Consider the following 16321-nt stretch of genomic DNA (forward strand, 5'->3'; position numbering starts at 1 on the left):
GGGCTCGCCAAAGCCACCCACAGCCATGCTCGCCATCTCCAACAAGGTCTCCATCCCCGATCACGAGATCGAGATCAGCGCGATCCGCGCCCAGGGGGCGGGCGGGCAGAACGTCAACAAGGTCTCCAGCGCCATTCACCTGCGCTTCGACATCCCCGGCTCCTCGCTTCCCGACTTCTACAAGACCCGCCTGCTGGCCCTGCGTGACCATCGCATCACCCGCGAGGGGGTGGTCATCATCAAGGCCCAGCGCTTCCGCACCCAGGAAGGCAACCGGGAAGACGCCTTGCGACGCCTCGCCGAGCTGATCCGCAGCGTCGCCGTGGTGCCCAAGGCCCGCAAGCCCACCCGGCCGAGCCTCACGGCCAAGCGCAAGCGGGTGGACGAGAAGACCCGCCGGGGTCGCACCAAGGAGCTGCGCGGCAAGGTGGACCTCCAGTGAGAACACGCAGGGACAGCGAATACCGGGGCGGCCCGGTCAACTGGCGCATCATCATCAGCCTGCTTCCCTTCCTGATGGAGTTCCGCGGCCGGGTGATGCTGGCCCTGGGCCTGCTGGCGCTGGCCAAGGTCGCCGGCGTCCTGGTGCCGGTGGCGCTCAAGTTCATCGTCGATCACTTCGAGACCCGCGGCCTGGAATCGCCCGCCGAGGTGCTGGTGGCGGTGCCCCTGGCGTTGCTGATCGGCTACGGTGCGCTGCGCTTCACCTCGGTGTTCTTCGGCGAACTGCGCGACGCGGTGTTCGCCCGGGTGGCGGAGCGGGCCATGCGCCGGGTCTCGCTCAAGGTCTTCGAACACCTGCACCGCCTGGATCTCGGCTTTCATCTCTCCCGCCAGACCGGGGGGCTCGCCCGCGACATCGAGCGCGGCACCACCGGCATCAGCTTCCTGCTGCGCTTCATGCTGTTCAACATCGTGCCCACGCTGCTGGAGATCGGCCTGATCACGGTGATCATGCTGGTGGCCTTCGATGCCAGCTTCGCGCTCACGGTGCTGGCCGCGGTGGCGGTGTACGTGATCTTCTCCATCTACGTCACCGAGTGGCGCAACCGCTTCGTGCGCGAAAGCAACCAGATGGACAACGTCTCCAACACCCGGGCCATGGACAGCCTGCTCAACTACGAGACGGTGAAGTACTTCGGCAACGAGGCCTACGAGGCCAGGGAGTACGACCGCAACCTGGAGGCCTGGGAAGAGGCGCGCATGAAGAACCGCCTGTCCCTGGCCGGCCTTAACTCCGGCCAGGCCTTCATCATCGCCGCCTCCATCACGGTGATGATGATCATGGCGGCGCACCGGGTGGCCGCCGGGCAGATGACCCTGGGCGACCTGGTCATGATCAACGCCTACATGATCCAGCTGTTCATGCCGCTCAATTTCCTGGGCTTCGTGTACCGGGAGATTCGCGAGGCCCTGATCAACATCGAGCGCCTGTTCAAGCTCATGTACCAGCCCGCCCGGGTGGTGGACGCCGCCGATGCCACGGAACTCAAGCCCGACGGCGGCGCCATCCGCTTCGAGCACGTGAGCTACGCCTACACCGAGGACCGGCCCATCCTCAAGGACGTGAGCTTCGAGATCCCCGCCGGCCAGAAACTGGCCATCGTCGGTCCCAGCGGGGCAGGGAAGTCCACCATCGCGCGCCTGCTGTTCCGCTTCTACGACGTCACCGAGGGCCGGATCACCATCAACGGTCAGGACATCCGCAGCGTGACCCAGGAGAGCCTGCGCCGGGCCATCGGCGTGGTGCCCCAGGACACGGTGCTGTTCAACGACACGGTGCGCTACAACATCGCCTACGGCCGTCCGGATGCCAGCGAGGCCGAGATCCTGCGCGCCGTGCGCATGGCCCACCTGGAGGGCTTCATCGCCTCTCTGCCACAGGGGCTTGAGACCCAGGTGGGCGAGCGGGGACTGAAACTCTCCGGCGGCGAGAAGCAGCGCATCGCCATCGCCCGGGTGCTGCTCAAGGACCCGCCCATCCTGGTGCTGGACGAGGCCACCTCATCCCTGGATTCCCACGCCGAGAAGGTGATCCTGGACGCCCTGAACGAGGTCTCCCAGCGTCGCACCACGCTCGCCATCGCCCACCGCCTCTCCACCATCGTGGACGCCGACCGCATCATCGTGCTGGACGGCGGACGCATCGTGGAACAGGGCAGCCACGCGCAGCTGCTGGCCCAGGGCGGCACCTACGCCCAGCTCTGGACCCACCAGCAGCAGGAACGGATTGCGGCGGAATCGGCGTTGGTGGAATGAAAATCAAAAGCCTCGACGCAAAGACGCAGAGGAACGCAAAGAACATCTTTTTGTGTCAAAACTAAGGAAACTTTTGATTCCAGATCAACCCTTGGCAAGATCATTGTCGTAACAGGGTTGTTTACCCCAGGATTTGCTTTGCGTCCTTTGCGAAACCCTTTGCGCCCTTTGCGTTCCCGCTTTTGACTTTCGCCCACGGAGTCTCGATGCCCACCCCCATGCGCTGTGAACTGATCTCCCTGCAGAGCGTCATCGACCTGAGTTACCAGCTGGCCTGCCAGGTACGGGATTCGGGGTTCAGACCGGACCTGGTGGTGGCGGTCGCCCGGGGCGGTTTCGTGCCGGCCCGTTATGTATGCGACTACCTGCACCTGCAGGACATGACCAGCATCAAGGTGCAGCACTACACCGGCCCCGCGAAGATGGAGGCCAAGGCCTGGGTGAAGTACCCCCTGTCGGGAGACGTGCAGGGCAAGCGGGTGCTGATCGTGGACGATGTCAACGACACCGGCGACACCCTGGTGGTAGCCCGGACCCATGTGGAGGCCGCGGGCGCGGCCGAGGTGCGCACGGCGGTGCTGCACGAGAAGGCCACCTCGCCGGTGCATGCGGATTTCCACGTGGCCGAGGTGCTGGAATGGCGCTGGATCATCTATCCCTGGGCCCGGGTCGAGGACATCGGCGGCTTCATCCGGGACATGGATCCGCCCACCACTGACGAGGCACGGATCAAGGATCGTCTGCATGCCGACTACGGCATCCACCTGGAGGATGCCGAGTTGCAACGCATCCTTTCCCTGATTCGGATTCCGGGGCAAGATGGTACCTGACACCCCGTTCACCTGAGAGATCCACCATGCGCCACCTGTTGCCCCTGGTCACCGCCCTGGTCCTGAGCCTCCTGCTGGTCCTCCCGGCCCAGGCGGACCAGACCATCATCTCTTCCACCAATGCCAAGCAGGTGGAGGGCCTCCTGAAGGAGCTTGGCTTCACCGGCACGCGCATCGACGAGGATGATGATGTCATCGTCATGATGCACGGCCGTCCCGTGGTGGTGATTGTGGGCTCCGGCAACGGCCGTCAGTTGCAGATGAACGTGGCCTTTGTCGGCATGGGCATCACCCTGGAACAGGTCAACGCCTGGAACCGCAACCGCATCCTCGCCAAGGCCTACCTGGATCGGGATGGCGACACCATCTTCGAATCCGACCTGGACCTGGACGGCGGCATCACCGTCGACCGCCTCAAGGACTGGCTGCAGACCTTCAACATGCTCATCGACATGTTCGTGCGCGAGGTCGTCCATGGCCAGGGCGTTGACGATTCCAAGCCCGTGACCCCGCGTCGGGATCGGGAACTGCGCGCAGGAATCTCACCGACAGTCGGATAGCAGGCTGTTGAAAAAGTCTCCGGTGGATGCCAGGCAAGGCGGAAAGCGGCGAAAAAGCGCAGTGTACATGCGAGTACATGAGCATTTTGAGCCGCTTTCCAACGCAGCATGGCGCCACCCGAGGGTTATTCAACAGCCTGCTAGCCCCCATCCATGATCGAGTTGAGGAGACACAGACCCCGCCTGGTGGTCAGGGAAAGCCCGCTCTTCCAGTTGCTGGCGATGCTGATGCTGCTGGGCCTGCTGGGCGGCTTCTTCTGGCTGGCCCTGGCGCAGGACTTCCCCCTGTTCATCATCCTCGCCTCCGGCGGTGCGCTGACGCTGCTGCTCCTGATCCAGGCCCGTATCCTCCTGGCCACCCTGCGGCCCGAGAACTGGCTGATCAGGTTCTACAGCCATGGCATCGCACTTCAGACCGGCGGCCACCTCTCCAACGAAGACCACAGGACCCTGTTCATTCCCGCCGAAGCCCTGCGGGGCGCGCGCATCGTTAGAGAACAGTGGCGCCGCCGTCCATGGACGAGGCCCCGGGAAAAGCACAAGCTGAATGATCTCACCTGCCTCGAGATCGTGGTGGACAAGTCGCGCGTCAAGGAACTGGCCGACACCCATCGGCCGTCACACATCCACCGGCCACGGCCGATCAAGCTGCGCTTCCTGTTCAACCCGATCACCGAGAACGCGGAAGGCTACCGCATCGAGCTGCGCAGTCATCGCAGCCGCGTCACGCCCCGCATCGGTCGCATTGCCGAAGCATTCAGGATCTATGGCATCACGACGCAACGCCTGCATCTGACCGCGAACCTGGAGGCGCTGCAGGATCATGAATTCGAGGAACGGGTGGTGCGGGCGATGCACCAGGGCCACAGCCAACTGGCCATCGACATGCTGATGGACCGCGACCGCCTCACCAGCGAGCGGGCGCGCCAGCGGCTCGATCAGATCATGTCACGACAGGAAGCGCGACAGGGCACCACAGGCCCTGCAACCTGAGGGACGGGACTTACACCGGGCGTTGCATTCAGGACGAGAGATATTTCACGAACCAGTCCCGGGCGTGGCCCGCAGCCTGTTCCAGGGTGCCAGGCTCCTCGAACAGGTGCGTGGCGCCGGGGACGATCTCCAGGTGATGCTCGCAGTGCAGTCTTCCCGCCGCACCACGATTGAGATCGATCACCGGCCCGTCCAGGCCACCCACGATGAACAGCGTCGGCGCCTGCACCAGGGGCAGTGATGCCCCAGCCAGGTCGGGACGCCCGCCCCGGGACACCACCGCCGCCACCTCCACGGGCCTCGCGGCCGCGGCGATGAGCGCCGCCGCCGCACCCGTGCTGGCACCGAACAAGCCGAGGGACAGTGCCCCCAGGTCCGCCTGGGACTTGAGCCAGTCCACGGTGGCGATCATGCGATCGCCGAGACGGGGGATATCGAAACGATACTCGCGGGTGAACTGATCGACCTCATGCTCCTCGGCGCTGAGCAGGTCGAACAGCAGGGTGGCGAGACCCGCGCGGTTGAGGATGTCGGCCACGAACCGGTTGCGGGAACTGAACCGGCTGCTGCCGCTGCCGTGAGCGAACACCACGATGCCGCGGGCCGGAGAGGGCAGTGCCAGTATGCCCGGCAGGCTCAGTGTTCCGGCCTGGATGTCCAGTTCACGATGCTCGATGTTCATGAGGCATCCTGCCTGGCCCAGGCCTCCGCCAGGATATCCATCACCTCCACATCCTCCACCTGAGAGAAATCCAGGTACCAGCGACCCACGGCCATGAAGTTCTCGGGCGTGGCCACGCACACCACCCGGTCCGCCTCCTGGGCAAGCACCTCCACGGTGTCGGAAGGTGCCACCGGCACGGCCACCACCACCTCCCGGGGGCCCGTGCTTTTCACCGCGTTGACCGCCGCGCGCATGGTGGCGCCGGTGGCCAGGCCGTCGTCCACCAGGATCAGGCAACGGTCCTTCATCTGCGGGAAGGGATGCGCGCCGCGGTACAGGCGTTCGCGTCGTTCCAGTTCCTTGCGCTCGCGCTCGATGATGCGCTCCAGGGCCGTGGGCGAGAGATGCATCAGGCGCACCAGGTCCTCGTTGAAGACCCGTCCGCCGCCGCTCGCGATGGCGCCCACGGCCAGTTCCGGCTGGCCTGGCGCACCCAGCTTGCGCACGATGATCACGTCCAGCCCTGCGCCCAGCCTGCGCGCCACCTCGGCCGCCACCGGCACGCCGCCCCGCGGCAGGCCCAGCACCAGCACATCATCCCGGCCGGCATAGTCGGACAGCGCATCGGCCAGCGCAACGGCGCCCTCTATCCTGTCCTTGAACGGAAGCCTCGTCATGGTGTGGCTCCTTCCGGTTGTGTTTGGTGATCAATAACCTCGACGCAAAGACGCAGATGACTGAAATGAATCGACAGGATTGACAGGATTTATTCGGATTAGCAGGATCAAGACCTTAACGCTCTATAAGCGAGCTTTAATCCTGTAAATCTTGTTAATCCTGTCGATCCTGTCCAGTTGTCTTCCCTCGGCGCCTTCGCATCTTCGCGTCACTGCGCAAGATCCCACTGTATCCGCCCTGCATCATCCAGCCGGAATTCCGGATCATCTCCCTGGCGCTCCCGGTTGAGCATTTCGCACAGCCAGCGGGCATCGTCCTTGCCGGTGCGGTGCAGGGAGAAACGCGCCCGGCGCAGGGGGGTCATGGACATGGATCTCAACACGCCGGTCGCCGCATCGAAGGCCGGGAAGAACATCAGGGTCAGATCCGGCTGAACAATCTCGTAACCCCGGATGCCCTCGTAGTCGTTGATGAAGTCTCCACAGCCATAGAGGATAGGACGTCCCCGGTAGAGTTCCATGCCGACCGGGTGGTGGGAGGAATGCCCGTGGATCAGGTCCGCGCCGGCCTCGACCAGCCGGTAGGCAAATTCACGGTGTCCCTTCGGGATGCGATAACCCCAGTTGCTGCCCCAGTGCACCGACACCACTGCCAGGTCACCGGGGCGCTTGTGCGCCCGGATCCGCTCGGCTACCGGTTCCGCACCGGCTGCCGAGGCCTCCGTGGCCAGCCACACGCCTGGCCGGCCCCTGGCCGCATGCCACTCGGGCGGGATGCCGCTGTCGGTCATGCCGAGGCTGAAGACCCACACCCGGTGCCCCGTGGTCACGTCGAGGCGTGCCGGTTTCATCGCTGCCCCCAGATCCTCGCCGGCACCGGCGTGGGCGATGCCCAGTCCGTCCAGCACCCGGCAGGTCTCCCGCAAGGCATCCACGCCCCAGTCCATGACGTGGTTGTTGGCCAGCGAGCAACAGTCGATCCTTGCCGCCTGCAGGCAGGCGGCGTTCTCGGGACTCATGCGGTAATGGATGCCCTTGTCCGGCCAGGGCGTGCCGTGGCGCGTGATGCCGGTTTCCAGGTTGATCAGGCGCAAGTGCGGCCTGAAATGCGCCAGTTCGGCCAGGGCATCGCCCCAGATGTGGGCGGGCGCCATCGGCTTCGGGAATTCGCCGTTGGCGGCCTCGGCAAGACTCACGTACTCCCTGGCATCCTGCACCCAGAGCTCGTACAGGTCGGGCGGCGCCGGGTGGGGCAGGGCCTGGTCGATGCCCCGGCCTGTCATGACATCGCCGCACAGAAACAGGGTGATCACGTCGTTCACCGCGCCAGACCCCCAGACCGAAGCTTTTCCAGGTCACGGTTCAGCATCAGGAAGCATAGTACGTCGGGCCGGTTGCGGTGCCTGGCGCCAAGCGGGATAGTGGATGGGAGTCGGAATCAGCCGGCGTAGTGCACCAGGCAGGCTGTTTAATCAGTCTCCGGTGGAGCCAGCTCATAGGGCGGCCCGTGGCCGCCTGCTGACAATGAACCTGCGGCTGACGGCGGGCACGGCCCGCCCTATGCGGGATAGGCTGACGGCGGGCACGGCCCGCCCTATGCGGGATAGGCTGATGGCGGGCATGGCCCGCCCTATGTGGGATGGTGGATGGAACACGGGATTCGGGTGAGCACCATGACGGACCTGATCCACATCGACGGCACCATGGGCGAGGGCGGCGGCCAGGTGCTGCGCAGCGCCCTGAGCCTCGCCCTGATCACCGGGCGCGGGGTGCGCCTCGAACACATCCGCGCCCGGCGCGACAACCCGGGTCTCGGCTTCCAGCACGCCATGGCGGTACAGGCCGCCGCCCGGGTGAGCGGCGCGCGGGTGGAGGGCGACCGCATCGGCTCCCAGACCCTGGCGTTCCTGCCCGGTCCCGTGGTGCCCGGCGACTACCACTTCGACATCGGCACCGCCGGCGCCACCTCCCTGGTCCTGCAGACCGTCCTGCCGCCCCTGGCCATGGCCGATGGCGCCTCCCGGGTCACGGTCACCGGCGGCACCCACGTGCCCCACAGCCCCTGTTTCCATTACCTGGACTGGCACTGGCGGGTGATGCTCGGACGCATCGGCATGCCCTTCGAGCTGCACATGCCCATGGCGGGCTTCTATCCACCGGGCGGCGGCGAGATCCAGGCCGGGATCCCGGGCAGCGCCCGGCCCCGCGGCCTGGACCTCACCGACCGGGGCAGGCTCCTGTCCATCCAGGGGCTGTCGGCGGTTGCCAACCTGCCGGAGGAGATCGCCGAACGCCAGCGGGGCAGGGCGCTGCGGCGCCTGCAGACACTGAACAGCGACGTGGACATCGCCATCGAACACCTGCCGGCCTGCTCACCGGGCACGGTGCTGGCCCTGCTGGCCCGTTTCGAGCAGGGCCAGGCCTGTTTCTTCGCCCTCGGCGAGCGTGGCAAGCGCGCCGAGCGGGTGGCGGACGAGGCGGTGGACGACCTGCTTGGCTTCCTGGCCACCGGGGCCGCCGTGGACCGCTGGCTGGCGGACCAGCTGTTGCTGCCCCTGGCGCTGGCGGACGCTGCGTCGACCCTGCGCACCAGCCAGGTGACCCTGCACCTGCTCACCCAGTCCCGGGTGATCCAGGCCTTCCTGCCCGTGGAGATCCGTATCGAGGGCGAACTGGGCCAACCCGGCACGGTTTACCTCATGCCGGGGCACGCCGGATAACCAAGCTGATTAATCAATTAAATCAATTTGTAATAGCAATCTATTCATGTTTTTTGTCACTATCTAGCTCGCGTCAGACAGCGTTCCCGATGACGACGCCAAGCCCTGAAATCCCCTTGACAGGGCAACATCACTAATTCCTAATAGGAACTATTGTTTCATGAAAGGAAACAACGTGAGCCACCACACCTACCGACTCATCGTCTCCTGCCCCGACCGGGTAGGCATCGTCGCCGCCGTCAGCGGTTTCCTGTCCCGCCACGGCGGCTGGATCACCGAGGCCAGCCAGCACGCGGACCAGGGTTCCGGCTGGTTCTTCATGCGCTACGAGATCCGCGCCGACTCGCTGCCCTTCGACGATCAGGGTCTGCGCGAGGCCTTCGCCCCCATCGCCGAGCAGTTCGAGATGCAGTGGCAGGTCACCGACGCCCAGGTGCCCAAGCGGGTGGTGCTGATGGTGAGCAAGCTGGACCACTGCCTCACGGACCTGCTGTACCGCTGGCGCAGCAAGGAGATGTTCTTCGACATCCCCTGCGTGATCTCCAACCACGAGGACATGCGCGACTACGTGGAATGGCACGGCATCCCCTACCACCACGTGCCCGTGGACAGGGACAACAAGGCCCCGGCCTTCGCCGAGGTCACGCGCCTGGTGGAGTCCTATGACGCCGATGCCGTGGTGCTGGCGCGCTACATGCAGATCCTGCCCCCGGACATGTGCCACACCTACGCCGGCCGGGTGATCAACATCCACCACAGCTTCCTGCCGTCCTTCATCGGCGCCAAGCCCTACCACAAGGCCTTCGAGCGCGGTGTGAAGTTGATCGGCGCCACCTGTCACTACGTCACCGAGGAACTGGACGCCGGTCCCATCATCGAGCAGGACGTGATCCGCGTGCGCCACGACGACACCGCCAACGACCTGGTGCGCCTGGGCCGCGACGTGGAGAAGGCGGTGCTCGCCCGGGGCCTGCGCTACCACCTGGAGGACCGGGTGCTGATCCACGGCAACAAGACCGTGGTGTTCGACTGATGCCGCTGCGCCTGCTCAAAAACGCCTTCAGCGACGCGCCGGACCCGCGTTTCTTCAACACGCCCAGGGGCCTGCGCGACAGCTACGACGTGGTGATCATCGGCGGCGGCGGCCATGGCCTGGCCTGCGCCTACTACCTTGCCCGGGACCACGGCATCACCAACGTGGCGGTGCTGGAGCAGGGCTACATCGGCGGCGGCAACACCGGGCGCAACACCACCATCGTGCGCTCCAACTACCTCACCCCCGAGGGCGTGAAGTTCTACGACGAGAGCGTGCGCCTGTTCCAGGATCTGGCCGAGGACTTCGACCTCAACATCTTCTACTCCGAGCGCGGCCACTTCACCCTGGCCCACACGGACGCGGCGATGCGCACCATGCGCTGGCGCGCGGAGGTGAACAAGCACTTCGGCATCGACAGTGAAGTGGTGGACCGGGACAGCATCGCCGAGGCGGTGCCCATGATGGACCTGGACTGCGGCGGCGAACATCCCGTGCTCGGCGCCCTCTACCACGCCCCCGGCGCGGTGGTGCGCCACGACGCCGTGGCCTGGGGCTACGGGCGCGGCGCCGACAAGCGCGGCGTGGAGATCCACCAGAAGACCCGGGTCACCGGCATCCGCGTGGAGCAGGGCAAGGTCACCGGCGTGGAGACCGACCGCGGTGTCATCAAGACCGGCAAGGTGATCTCCATGGTGGCCGGCTCCACGCCGCGGGTGACGAAGATGGCGGGCATCACCACGCCCATCGTGATCCACCCGCTGCAGGCCTGCGTCACCGAGCCCATGAAGCCCTGGCTCGACACCATCATCGTCTCCGGCAGCCTGCACGTGTACGTGTCCCAGTCCTCCCGCGGCGAACTCGTGATGGGCGCCGCCCTGGACCCCGCCATCCTGCATTCCACCCGCTCGACGCTCGACTTCGTCGAAGGCCTCGCCGACCAGATGCTGGATCTGTTCCCGTTCCTGGGCAACAGCAAGGTGATGCGCCAGTGGGCGGGCATGGCGGACATGACCCCGGACTTCGCCCCCATCATGGGCAGGACGGCGGTGGACGGTTTCTACATCGACGCCGGCTGGGGCACCTGGGGCTTCAAGGCCACGCCGGTCTCCGGCAAGACCATGGCCTGGACCGTCGCCAACGACCGCGATCACGCACTCATCGAACCCTTCAGCCTGGCCCGCTTCGACCGCTTCGAACTCGTGGGCGAGCGGGGGGCTGCTTCGGTGGGGCACTGAGGTTTCTATCTCTCGCCTCGGCTGATCACGCAGAGGACGCAGAGACGCGGAGAACGCAAAGGAACATTGATGTTGAATTGTATGCAGAGTGAGCAGCAAATCCCGATGCCTTCAGATTTAGAGGGCTCAGTGTCTTTGTACAAAAGACCTCTGCGCTCTCTGCGTCTCTGCGCCCTCCGCGTCCCAACACGAACACCAGCAAAACCCACGCACCCATGAAACTCATCCCCTGTCCCAAAGTCGGCACCCGCCCCGCGTCCGAGTTCGTCTACGGCGGCCTCTGGCGCCCCATGCCCGACCCGGACAGCACCACGGACATGGCATGGTCCCACTACGTCTTCCATCGCGACGGCGCGCCCGGGGTGCAGCGGGAGTGGTGGTGCCACGCGCCCACGGGCATGTGGTTCGTGGCGGAGCGGGACACCCTGAAGGATGAATTCCTGCGCACCCTGACCGTGGCCGAGGCCATGAAGGACCTGGCCCATGGCTAAGCGTCTGCCGGCACGGGACGGGGAGTGGATCGACCGCTCGCGCACCCTGCGCTTCAGCTTCGAGGGACGCGAGTACAGCGCGTTTGCGGGCGACACCATCAGCTCTGCGCTGCTGGCCAATGGCGTGCGCGTGCTGGGACGCAGCTTCAAGTACCACCGGCCCCGGGGCGTGTTCTCGGCGGCCAACCACGACAGCAACGTGCTGCTGCAGTCGGACTCCGATTTCAACATCCGTGGCGACGTCACCGCCGTTGCAGACGGCATGCGGCTCAGCGCCATCAACACCCAGGGCGGCCTGGACAAGGACCGGGGCCGGTTCCTGGACAGGCTCTCGCCCCTGCTGCCGGTGGGCTTCTATTACAAGACCTTCCACCGCCCCAAGGCGCTGTTCCCCTTCTGGGAGAACCAGATCCGCAAGCGGGCGGGACTCGGGCGTATCGACACCCAATGGCCCGAACTGCGCCTGCCCAAGCGCCACGGCTTCTGCGACCTGCTGGTGGTGGGCGCGGGTCCCTCGGGCCTGAGCGCCGCGATAGCTGCCGCGGAAAGCGGCGCCCGTGTCTGGCTGGTGGATGAGAACGCCCGCGCCGGCGGCAGCCTCAACGACCGGCAGGACGGCGCGCTGCGCGATCAACTGCTCGCGCGCCTGGCGGATCTCCCCAATCTCACCTTCCTGCCGGACACCGTCGCCGCCGGCTGGTACGCGGATCACTACGTGCCCCTGGTCACACCGAAGGGCCTCATCCGCCTGCGCGCCCGTGCGGTCATCGTGGCCGGCGGCGTCTACGAGCAGCCCGCGGTGTTTCGCAACAACGACCTGCCGGGCGTGATGCTCGCGAGCGCGGCCCTGCGGCTCGCCCGCCGCTACGGCGTAGCCGCCTGCGAGTCCGCCGTGATCCTCGCCGCCAACAGCGATGCCTACCGCAACGCCCTGGAACTGAAGGCGCTCGGCATCCCCGTCAAGGCCATCGTGGACCTGGACGCCCCCGAAACGCGGGGCGATCTGCACGATCAGGTACGGGCCGCGGGCATCGCCGTCCATGGCCGCAGCACCGTCTACAGCGCCGAGGGCGAGGGCCTGCTCCAGGCCGTCACCGTCTGCGCCCTGGATGCCGAGGGCAGGGCGAAACCGGAGACCGCCCAGCGCATCGACTGCGACGGCCTGCTCATGTCCGTGGGCTACGCACCCGCCGCCCCGATCCTCTACCAGTCTGGCACCCGCATGGTGTTCGCCGAGATCCCGGGCCAGTTCGTGCCGGAACAGTTGCCACCCGGGGTCTTCGCCTGCGGCCGGGTCAACGGCGTGTTCGATCTCGATGCCCGCGTGGCGGACGGCGCCGCCGCCGCCGGCGAGGCGCTGGCACACCTGGGCATGCAGGCAGGGCCCACCGCGCGGCCCGGGCGCAGCAGTGAACGCATGTCCCATCCCTGGCCCGTGTTCCCCCACCCCAAGGGCAAGAACTTCGTGGACCTGGACGAAGACCTGCAACTCAAGGACCTGGAGCGTGCGGCGGCCGAAGGCTTCGACAACATCGAACTGCTCAAGCGCTACTCCACCGTGGGCATGGGCCCCAGCCAGGGCAAGCACGCCAACATGAACGCCGTACGCATCCTGGCACGCCTCAACAAGCAGTCCATCGGCGCGACCGGCACCACCACGGCGCGTCCTTTCTACCATCCCGTGCCCATCAAGCACCTGGCGGGCCGACGCCTGCGTCCGGAGCGGCGCACGCCCATGCACGGCTGGCACCGGGATCACGGCGCGGTGTTCATGCCCGCCGGCCACTGGCAGCGCCCCAAGTACTACGGACCCGCATCGGAGGCGGAGGCCATCCGTGCCGAGGTGATGGCGGTGCGCGAAGGGGTGGGGCTCATCGATGTCTCGACGCTCGGCAAGGTGGAGGTGTTCGGCCCCGACGCCGCACGCTTCATGGACCAGCTCTATACGCTGAAGCTCTCCACCGTGAAGCAGGGCATGACCCGCTACGCGCTCATGGTGGACGAGGCGGGCGTGGTCATCGACGACGGGGTGTGCGCCCGCTGGGGCGAGGAGCATTTCTACGTCAGCACCACCACCACCGGCGCCGAGGCCATCTTCCGCCAGATGCAGCGGATGATCGGCGAATGGAACCTCAAGGTGGACGTGGTCAACCGCACCAGCCAGCTGGCCTCCATGAACATCGCAGGCCCCCTGACCCGCGATGTGCTGCAGCCGCTCACCGACGTGGATCTCTCCCAGGCCGCGTTCCCCTTCCTCGGCGCGCGCCAGGGGAGGGTGGCGGGCGTGCCCGCCTGGCTGTTCCGGGTCGGCTTCGTCGGTGAACTGGGCTTCGAGATCCACGTGCCCGCCGCCCAGGCGCTGCACGTGTGGGAGGCGCTCATGGAGGCGGGCGCGTCCAGGGGCATCCGGCCCTTCGGCGTGGAGGCACAGCGCCAGCTGCGCCTGGAGAAGGGCCACCTGATCGTGGGCCAGGACACCGACGGCACCTCCAGCCCCTTCGACGCCAACATGGCCTGGGCGGTGAAGTTCGACAAGCCCTTCTTCCAGGGCAAGCGCAGCCTGCAGATCCTGAAAGAGCGCGCCGCCAACCGCCTGGTGGGCTTCCGCCTGCCGGGCAGCCATCCGGGCCCGATTCCCAGGGAATGCCACCTGGTGATCCACGACGACGACATCGCCGGCCGGGTCACCAGCATCGGCTACAGCCCGAGCCTCAAGGCCTGGGTGGGGCTCGCCATGGTGGACAAGACGCTGGCCGATGCGGCGCAGCTCTCCATCCGCGTGGAAGGCGCGGTGATCATCCAGGCCGACGTGGTGCCCACGCCCTTCTACGACCCGGAAGGTCTGCGCCAGAAACCGGAAACGGCCGGGGAGGTGAACGCATGAAACGTCTGAGCCCCGCCCATGGCCTCCTGCCCCGCGACGGCTTCGAGTGGGGCGAGGTGCGCGGCATGCCCGCGCCGCTCAAGGCAGTGCAACTGCCGGACACCTGGCTCGCCGACCTGAGCCCGCTGCTTCGCGTGCTGGTCAAGGGCGGTGACGCGGCAGGCTGGATGCGCGCCCACGAACTGCCGGTGTCCGAGGACTGGTTCGTCTGCCAGGACCTGCCGCAGTTCGGGCCCGACGCCTTCCTGGCCCGCACCGGCAACGCCGAGTTCCTGCTCCACGACGGGCCCTCGGGCGGCCTTGCCCGGCACCTGGGTCCGCTGTCCGAAGGCCTCGACAACGGCACCCGCATCCTGGTGCGCGACGACCAGGAGATCGCCCTGGGCGGTGAACACGCGGCGCAGCTCATGGCAGAGTTCTGCTCGCTGGATCTCGCAAGCGTGGGAGATGCGCTGCTCTACACCCGCGTGGCGGGGGTGGGTGTGTGGTTGCGGGTCGAACCCGGCCCGGTGTATCGCATGGGCTGCGAGCCCAGCTACGGAGAATACCTATTCGAGACCCTGATGCACGGGGTCCATGACATGCAGGGGGAAGTCATCGGCTTTTCCGACTTCTACATATCCCGGGAGGATAAAAAATGACACCACAGGAAGCGAAGACCTATCTGGAGAGTCACCAGGTCAAGTACATCCTGGCCCAGTTCGTGGACATCCACGGCGTGGCCAAGACCAAGTCCGTGCCCGTCAGTCACCTGGAGGACGTGCTCACCGACGGCGCCGGTTTCGCCGGCTTCGCCGTGTGGGGCCTGCGCATGGGTCCCCACGAGGCGGACTACATGGCCCGGGGCGATCTCAGCACCCTGTCCATCGTGCCCTGGCAGCCCGGCTATGCGCGCATCGTCTGCGACGGCTACGTCAACGGCGAGCCCTACATGCTGGACACCCGCAACATCCTCGCCGCCCAGGTGAAGCGCCTCAAGGAGCGCGGCTGGACCATGAACACCGGGCTCGAGCCCGAGTTCAGCCTGCTGCGCCGCGACGGCAACGGCTGCGTCGTCCCCGCCGACGATTCCGACCGGCTCGACAAGCCCTGCTACGACTACAAGGGGCTGTCCCGTTCCCGTGAGTTCCTGGAGCGCCTGGTGGAGTCCCTGCAGGCGGTGAACTTCGATGTCTACCAGGTGGACCACGAGGACGCCAATGGCCAGTTCGAGATCAACTACACCTACTCGGACTGCATGACCTCCGCGGACCGCTACGTGTTCTTCCGCATGGCCGCCGGCGAGATCGCCAACCAGCTGGGACTCATCTGCTCCTTCATGCCCAAGCCCTTCTCCAACCGCACGGGCAACGGCATGCACATGCACATCTCCATCGCCGATGAATCCAATCCCAACATCTTCCAGGACCCGTCGGACCCCCGCGGCCTGGAACTCTCCAAGACCGCCTATCACTTCGCAGCGGGCCTGCTGGCCCACGCCCCGGCGCTGACCGCGCTCCTGGCGCCGAGTGTGAACTCCTACAAGCGCCTGGTGGTGGGCCGCGCACTGTCCGGTTCCACCTGGGCCCCGGCCTTCATCTCCTACGGCGACAACAACCGCACCTCCATGGTGCGCATCCCCAAGGGCCGCCTGGAGCTGCGCCTGGGCGACGGTGCCTGCAACCCGTACCTGGCCGCCGCCGCGGTGATCGCCGCCGGTCTCGATGGCGTGGACCGCAAGCTGGAGCCGGGCGAACCGCAGAACTTCAACTTCTATGACCTGAGCCCCGTGGAGCTGGCGGAGAAGGGCATCAAGACCCTGCCCCAGAGCCTGCACGAGGCCATCGCCGCGCTGCAGAAGGATGCGCTGTTCGCCGAACAGCTGGGCCAGGACTTCATCGAAGAGTTCATCCGGCTGAAGAACATGGAATGGGTGGAATACTCCCGCCATGTGTCCGACTGGGAACTCAACCGTTACGTGGAATTTTACTGA

Annotated in this window: 15 protein-coding genes; 12 read left to right on the plus strand and 3 right to left on the minus strand. The window is 66.3% G+C overall.

Annotation, left to right across the window (positions count from 1 at the left end; all coding sequences use genetic code 11):
- Positions 1 to 25: 25 nt before the first annotated feature.
- From arfB to TGR7_RS08465, 5 genes are all read left to right on the plus strand, one after another.
- Complete coding sequence (gene arfB, locus TGR7_RS08445) at positions 26 to 442, plus strand: alternative ribosome rescue aminoacyl-tRNA hydrolase ArfB (protein WP_012638250.1); 417 nt, start codon at positions 26 to 28, stop codon at positions 440 to 442.
- Entirely contained in the window at positions 439 to 2259 is a 1821-nt protein-coding gene (locus TGR7_RS08450; RefSeq protein ID WP_012638251.1) for an ABCB family ABC transporter ATP-binding protein/permease, read from the plus strand. The genes arfB and TGR7_RS08450 overlap by 4 nt, the downstream gene beginning before the upstream one ends.
- 206 nt (positions 2260 to 2465) lie before the next feature.
- The gene (locus TGR7_RS08455) at positions 2466 to 3089 is read left to right on the plus strand and encodes a phosphoribosyltransferase (protein ID WP_012638252.1); all 624 of its coding nucleotides are present in this window, start codon (positions 2466 to 2468) and stop codon (positions 3087 to 3089) included.
- Positions 3090 to 3115: 26 nt separating this feature from the next.
- Positions 3116 to 3649, plus strand: a complete 534-nt coding sequence (locus TGR7_RS08460) for a YbjN domain-containing protein (protein ID WP_012638253.1) — start codon at positions 3116 to 3118, stop codon at positions 3647 to 3649.
- Between the two features lie 153 nt (positions 3650 to 3802).
- The gene (locus tag TGR7_RS08465) at positions 3803 to 4642 is read left to right on the plus strand and encodes a hypothetical protein (protein WP_012638254.1); all 840 of its coding nucleotides are present in this window, start codon (positions 3803 to 3805) and stop codon (positions 4640 to 4642) included.
- Positions 4643 to 4670: 28 nt separating this feature from the next.
- Here TGR7_RS08465 and TGR7_RS08470 read toward each other — a convergent pair whose 3' ends face one another.
- From TGR7_RS08470 to TGR7_RS08480, 3 genes are all read right to left on the minus strand, one after another.
- Positions 4671 to 5324 carry a dienelactone hydrolase family protein gene (locus TGR7_RS08470; RefSeq protein ID WP_012638255.1) on the minus strand — a complete coding sequence of 218 codons (654 nt, stop codon included), beginning with the start codon at positions 5322 to 5324 and terminating at the stop codon, positions 4671 to 4673.
- Positions 5321 to 5983: a phosphoribosyltransferase gene (locus TGR7_RS08475; protein WP_012638256.1), complete on the minus strand. Its 663-nt coding sequence runs from the start codon at positions 5981 to 5983 to the stop codon at positions 5321 to 5323. Before TGR7_RS08475 ends, TGR7_RS08470 begins: the two co-directional genes overlap by 4 nt.
- A gap of 209 nt (positions 5984 to 6192) precedes the next feature.
- The gene (locus tag TGR7_RS08480) at positions 6193 to 7305 is read right to left on the minus strand and encodes a CapA family protein (protein WP_012638257.1); all 1113 of its coding nucleotides are present in this window, start codon (positions 7303 to 7305) and stop codon (positions 6193 to 6195) included.
- A gap of 324 nt (positions 7306 to 7629) precedes the next feature.
- Here TGR7_RS08480 and rtcA point away from each other — a divergent pair, with 324 nt between their 5' ends.
- The 7 genes from rtcA (at position 7630) to glnT (ending at position 16321) form a co-directional block, all read left to right on the plus strand.
- Complete coding sequence (gene rtcA / locus TGR7_RS08485; RefSeq protein WP_245522965.1) at positions 7630 to 8703, plus strand: RNA 3'-terminal phosphate cyclase; 1074 nt, start codon at positions 7630 to 7632, stop codon at positions 8701 to 8703.
- A 160-nt stretch (positions 8704 to 8863) separates the two neighbouring features.
- On the plus strand, positions 8864 to 9736 hold the full coding sequence (gene purU, locus TGR7_RS08490; RefSeq protein WP_012638259.1) for a formyltetrahydrofolate deformylase: 873 nt from the start codon (positions 8864 to 8866) through the stop codon (positions 9734 to 9736).
- Positions 9736 to 10974, plus strand: coding sequence for an FAD-dependent oxidoreductase (locus TGR7_RS08495; protein WP_012638260.1), 1239 nt, complete (start codon positions 9736 to 9738; stop codon positions 10972 to 10974). The genes purU and TGR7_RS08495 overlap by 1 nt, the downstream gene beginning before the upstream one ends.
- A 215-nt stretch (positions 10975 to 11189) precedes the next feature.
- A complete protein-coding gene (locus TGR7_RS08500; RefSeq protein WP_012638261.1) occupies positions 11190 to 11465 on the plus strand; it encodes a sarcosine oxidase subunit delta in 276 nt (91 codons plus the stop codon).
- On the plus strand, positions 11458 to 14349 hold the full coding sequence (locus tag TGR7_RS08505) for a 2Fe-2S iron-sulfur cluster-binding protein (RefSeq protein ID WP_012638262.1): 2892 nt from the start codon (positions 11458 to 11460) through the stop codon (positions 14347 to 14349). The genes TGR7_RS08500 and TGR7_RS08505 overlap by 8 nt, the downstream gene beginning before the upstream one ends.
- Positions 14346 to 14990 carry a hypothetical protein gene (locus tag TGR7_RS08510; RefSeq protein WP_012638263.1) on the plus strand — a complete coding sequence of 215 codons (645 nt, stop codon included), beginning with the start codon at positions 14346 to 14348 and terminating at the stop codon, positions 14988 to 14990. Before TGR7_RS08505 ends, TGR7_RS08510 begins: the two co-directional genes overlap by 4 nt.
- Positions 14987 to 16321: a type III glutamate--ammonia ligase gene (glnT, locus tag TGR7_RS08515; protein WP_012638264.1), complete on the plus strand. Its 1335-nt coding sequence runs from the start codon at positions 14987 to 14989 to the stop codon at positions 16319 to 16321. The genes TGR7_RS08510 and glnT overlap by 4 nt, the downstream gene beginning before the upstream one ends.

This window comes from Thioalkalivibrio sulfidiphilus HL-EbGr7, from assembly GCF_000021985.1.
Lineage (GTDB): Bacteria > Pseudomonadota > Gammaproteobacteria > Ectothiorhodospirales > Ectothiorhodospiraceae > Thioalkalivibrio_A > Thioalkalivibrio_A sulfidiphilus.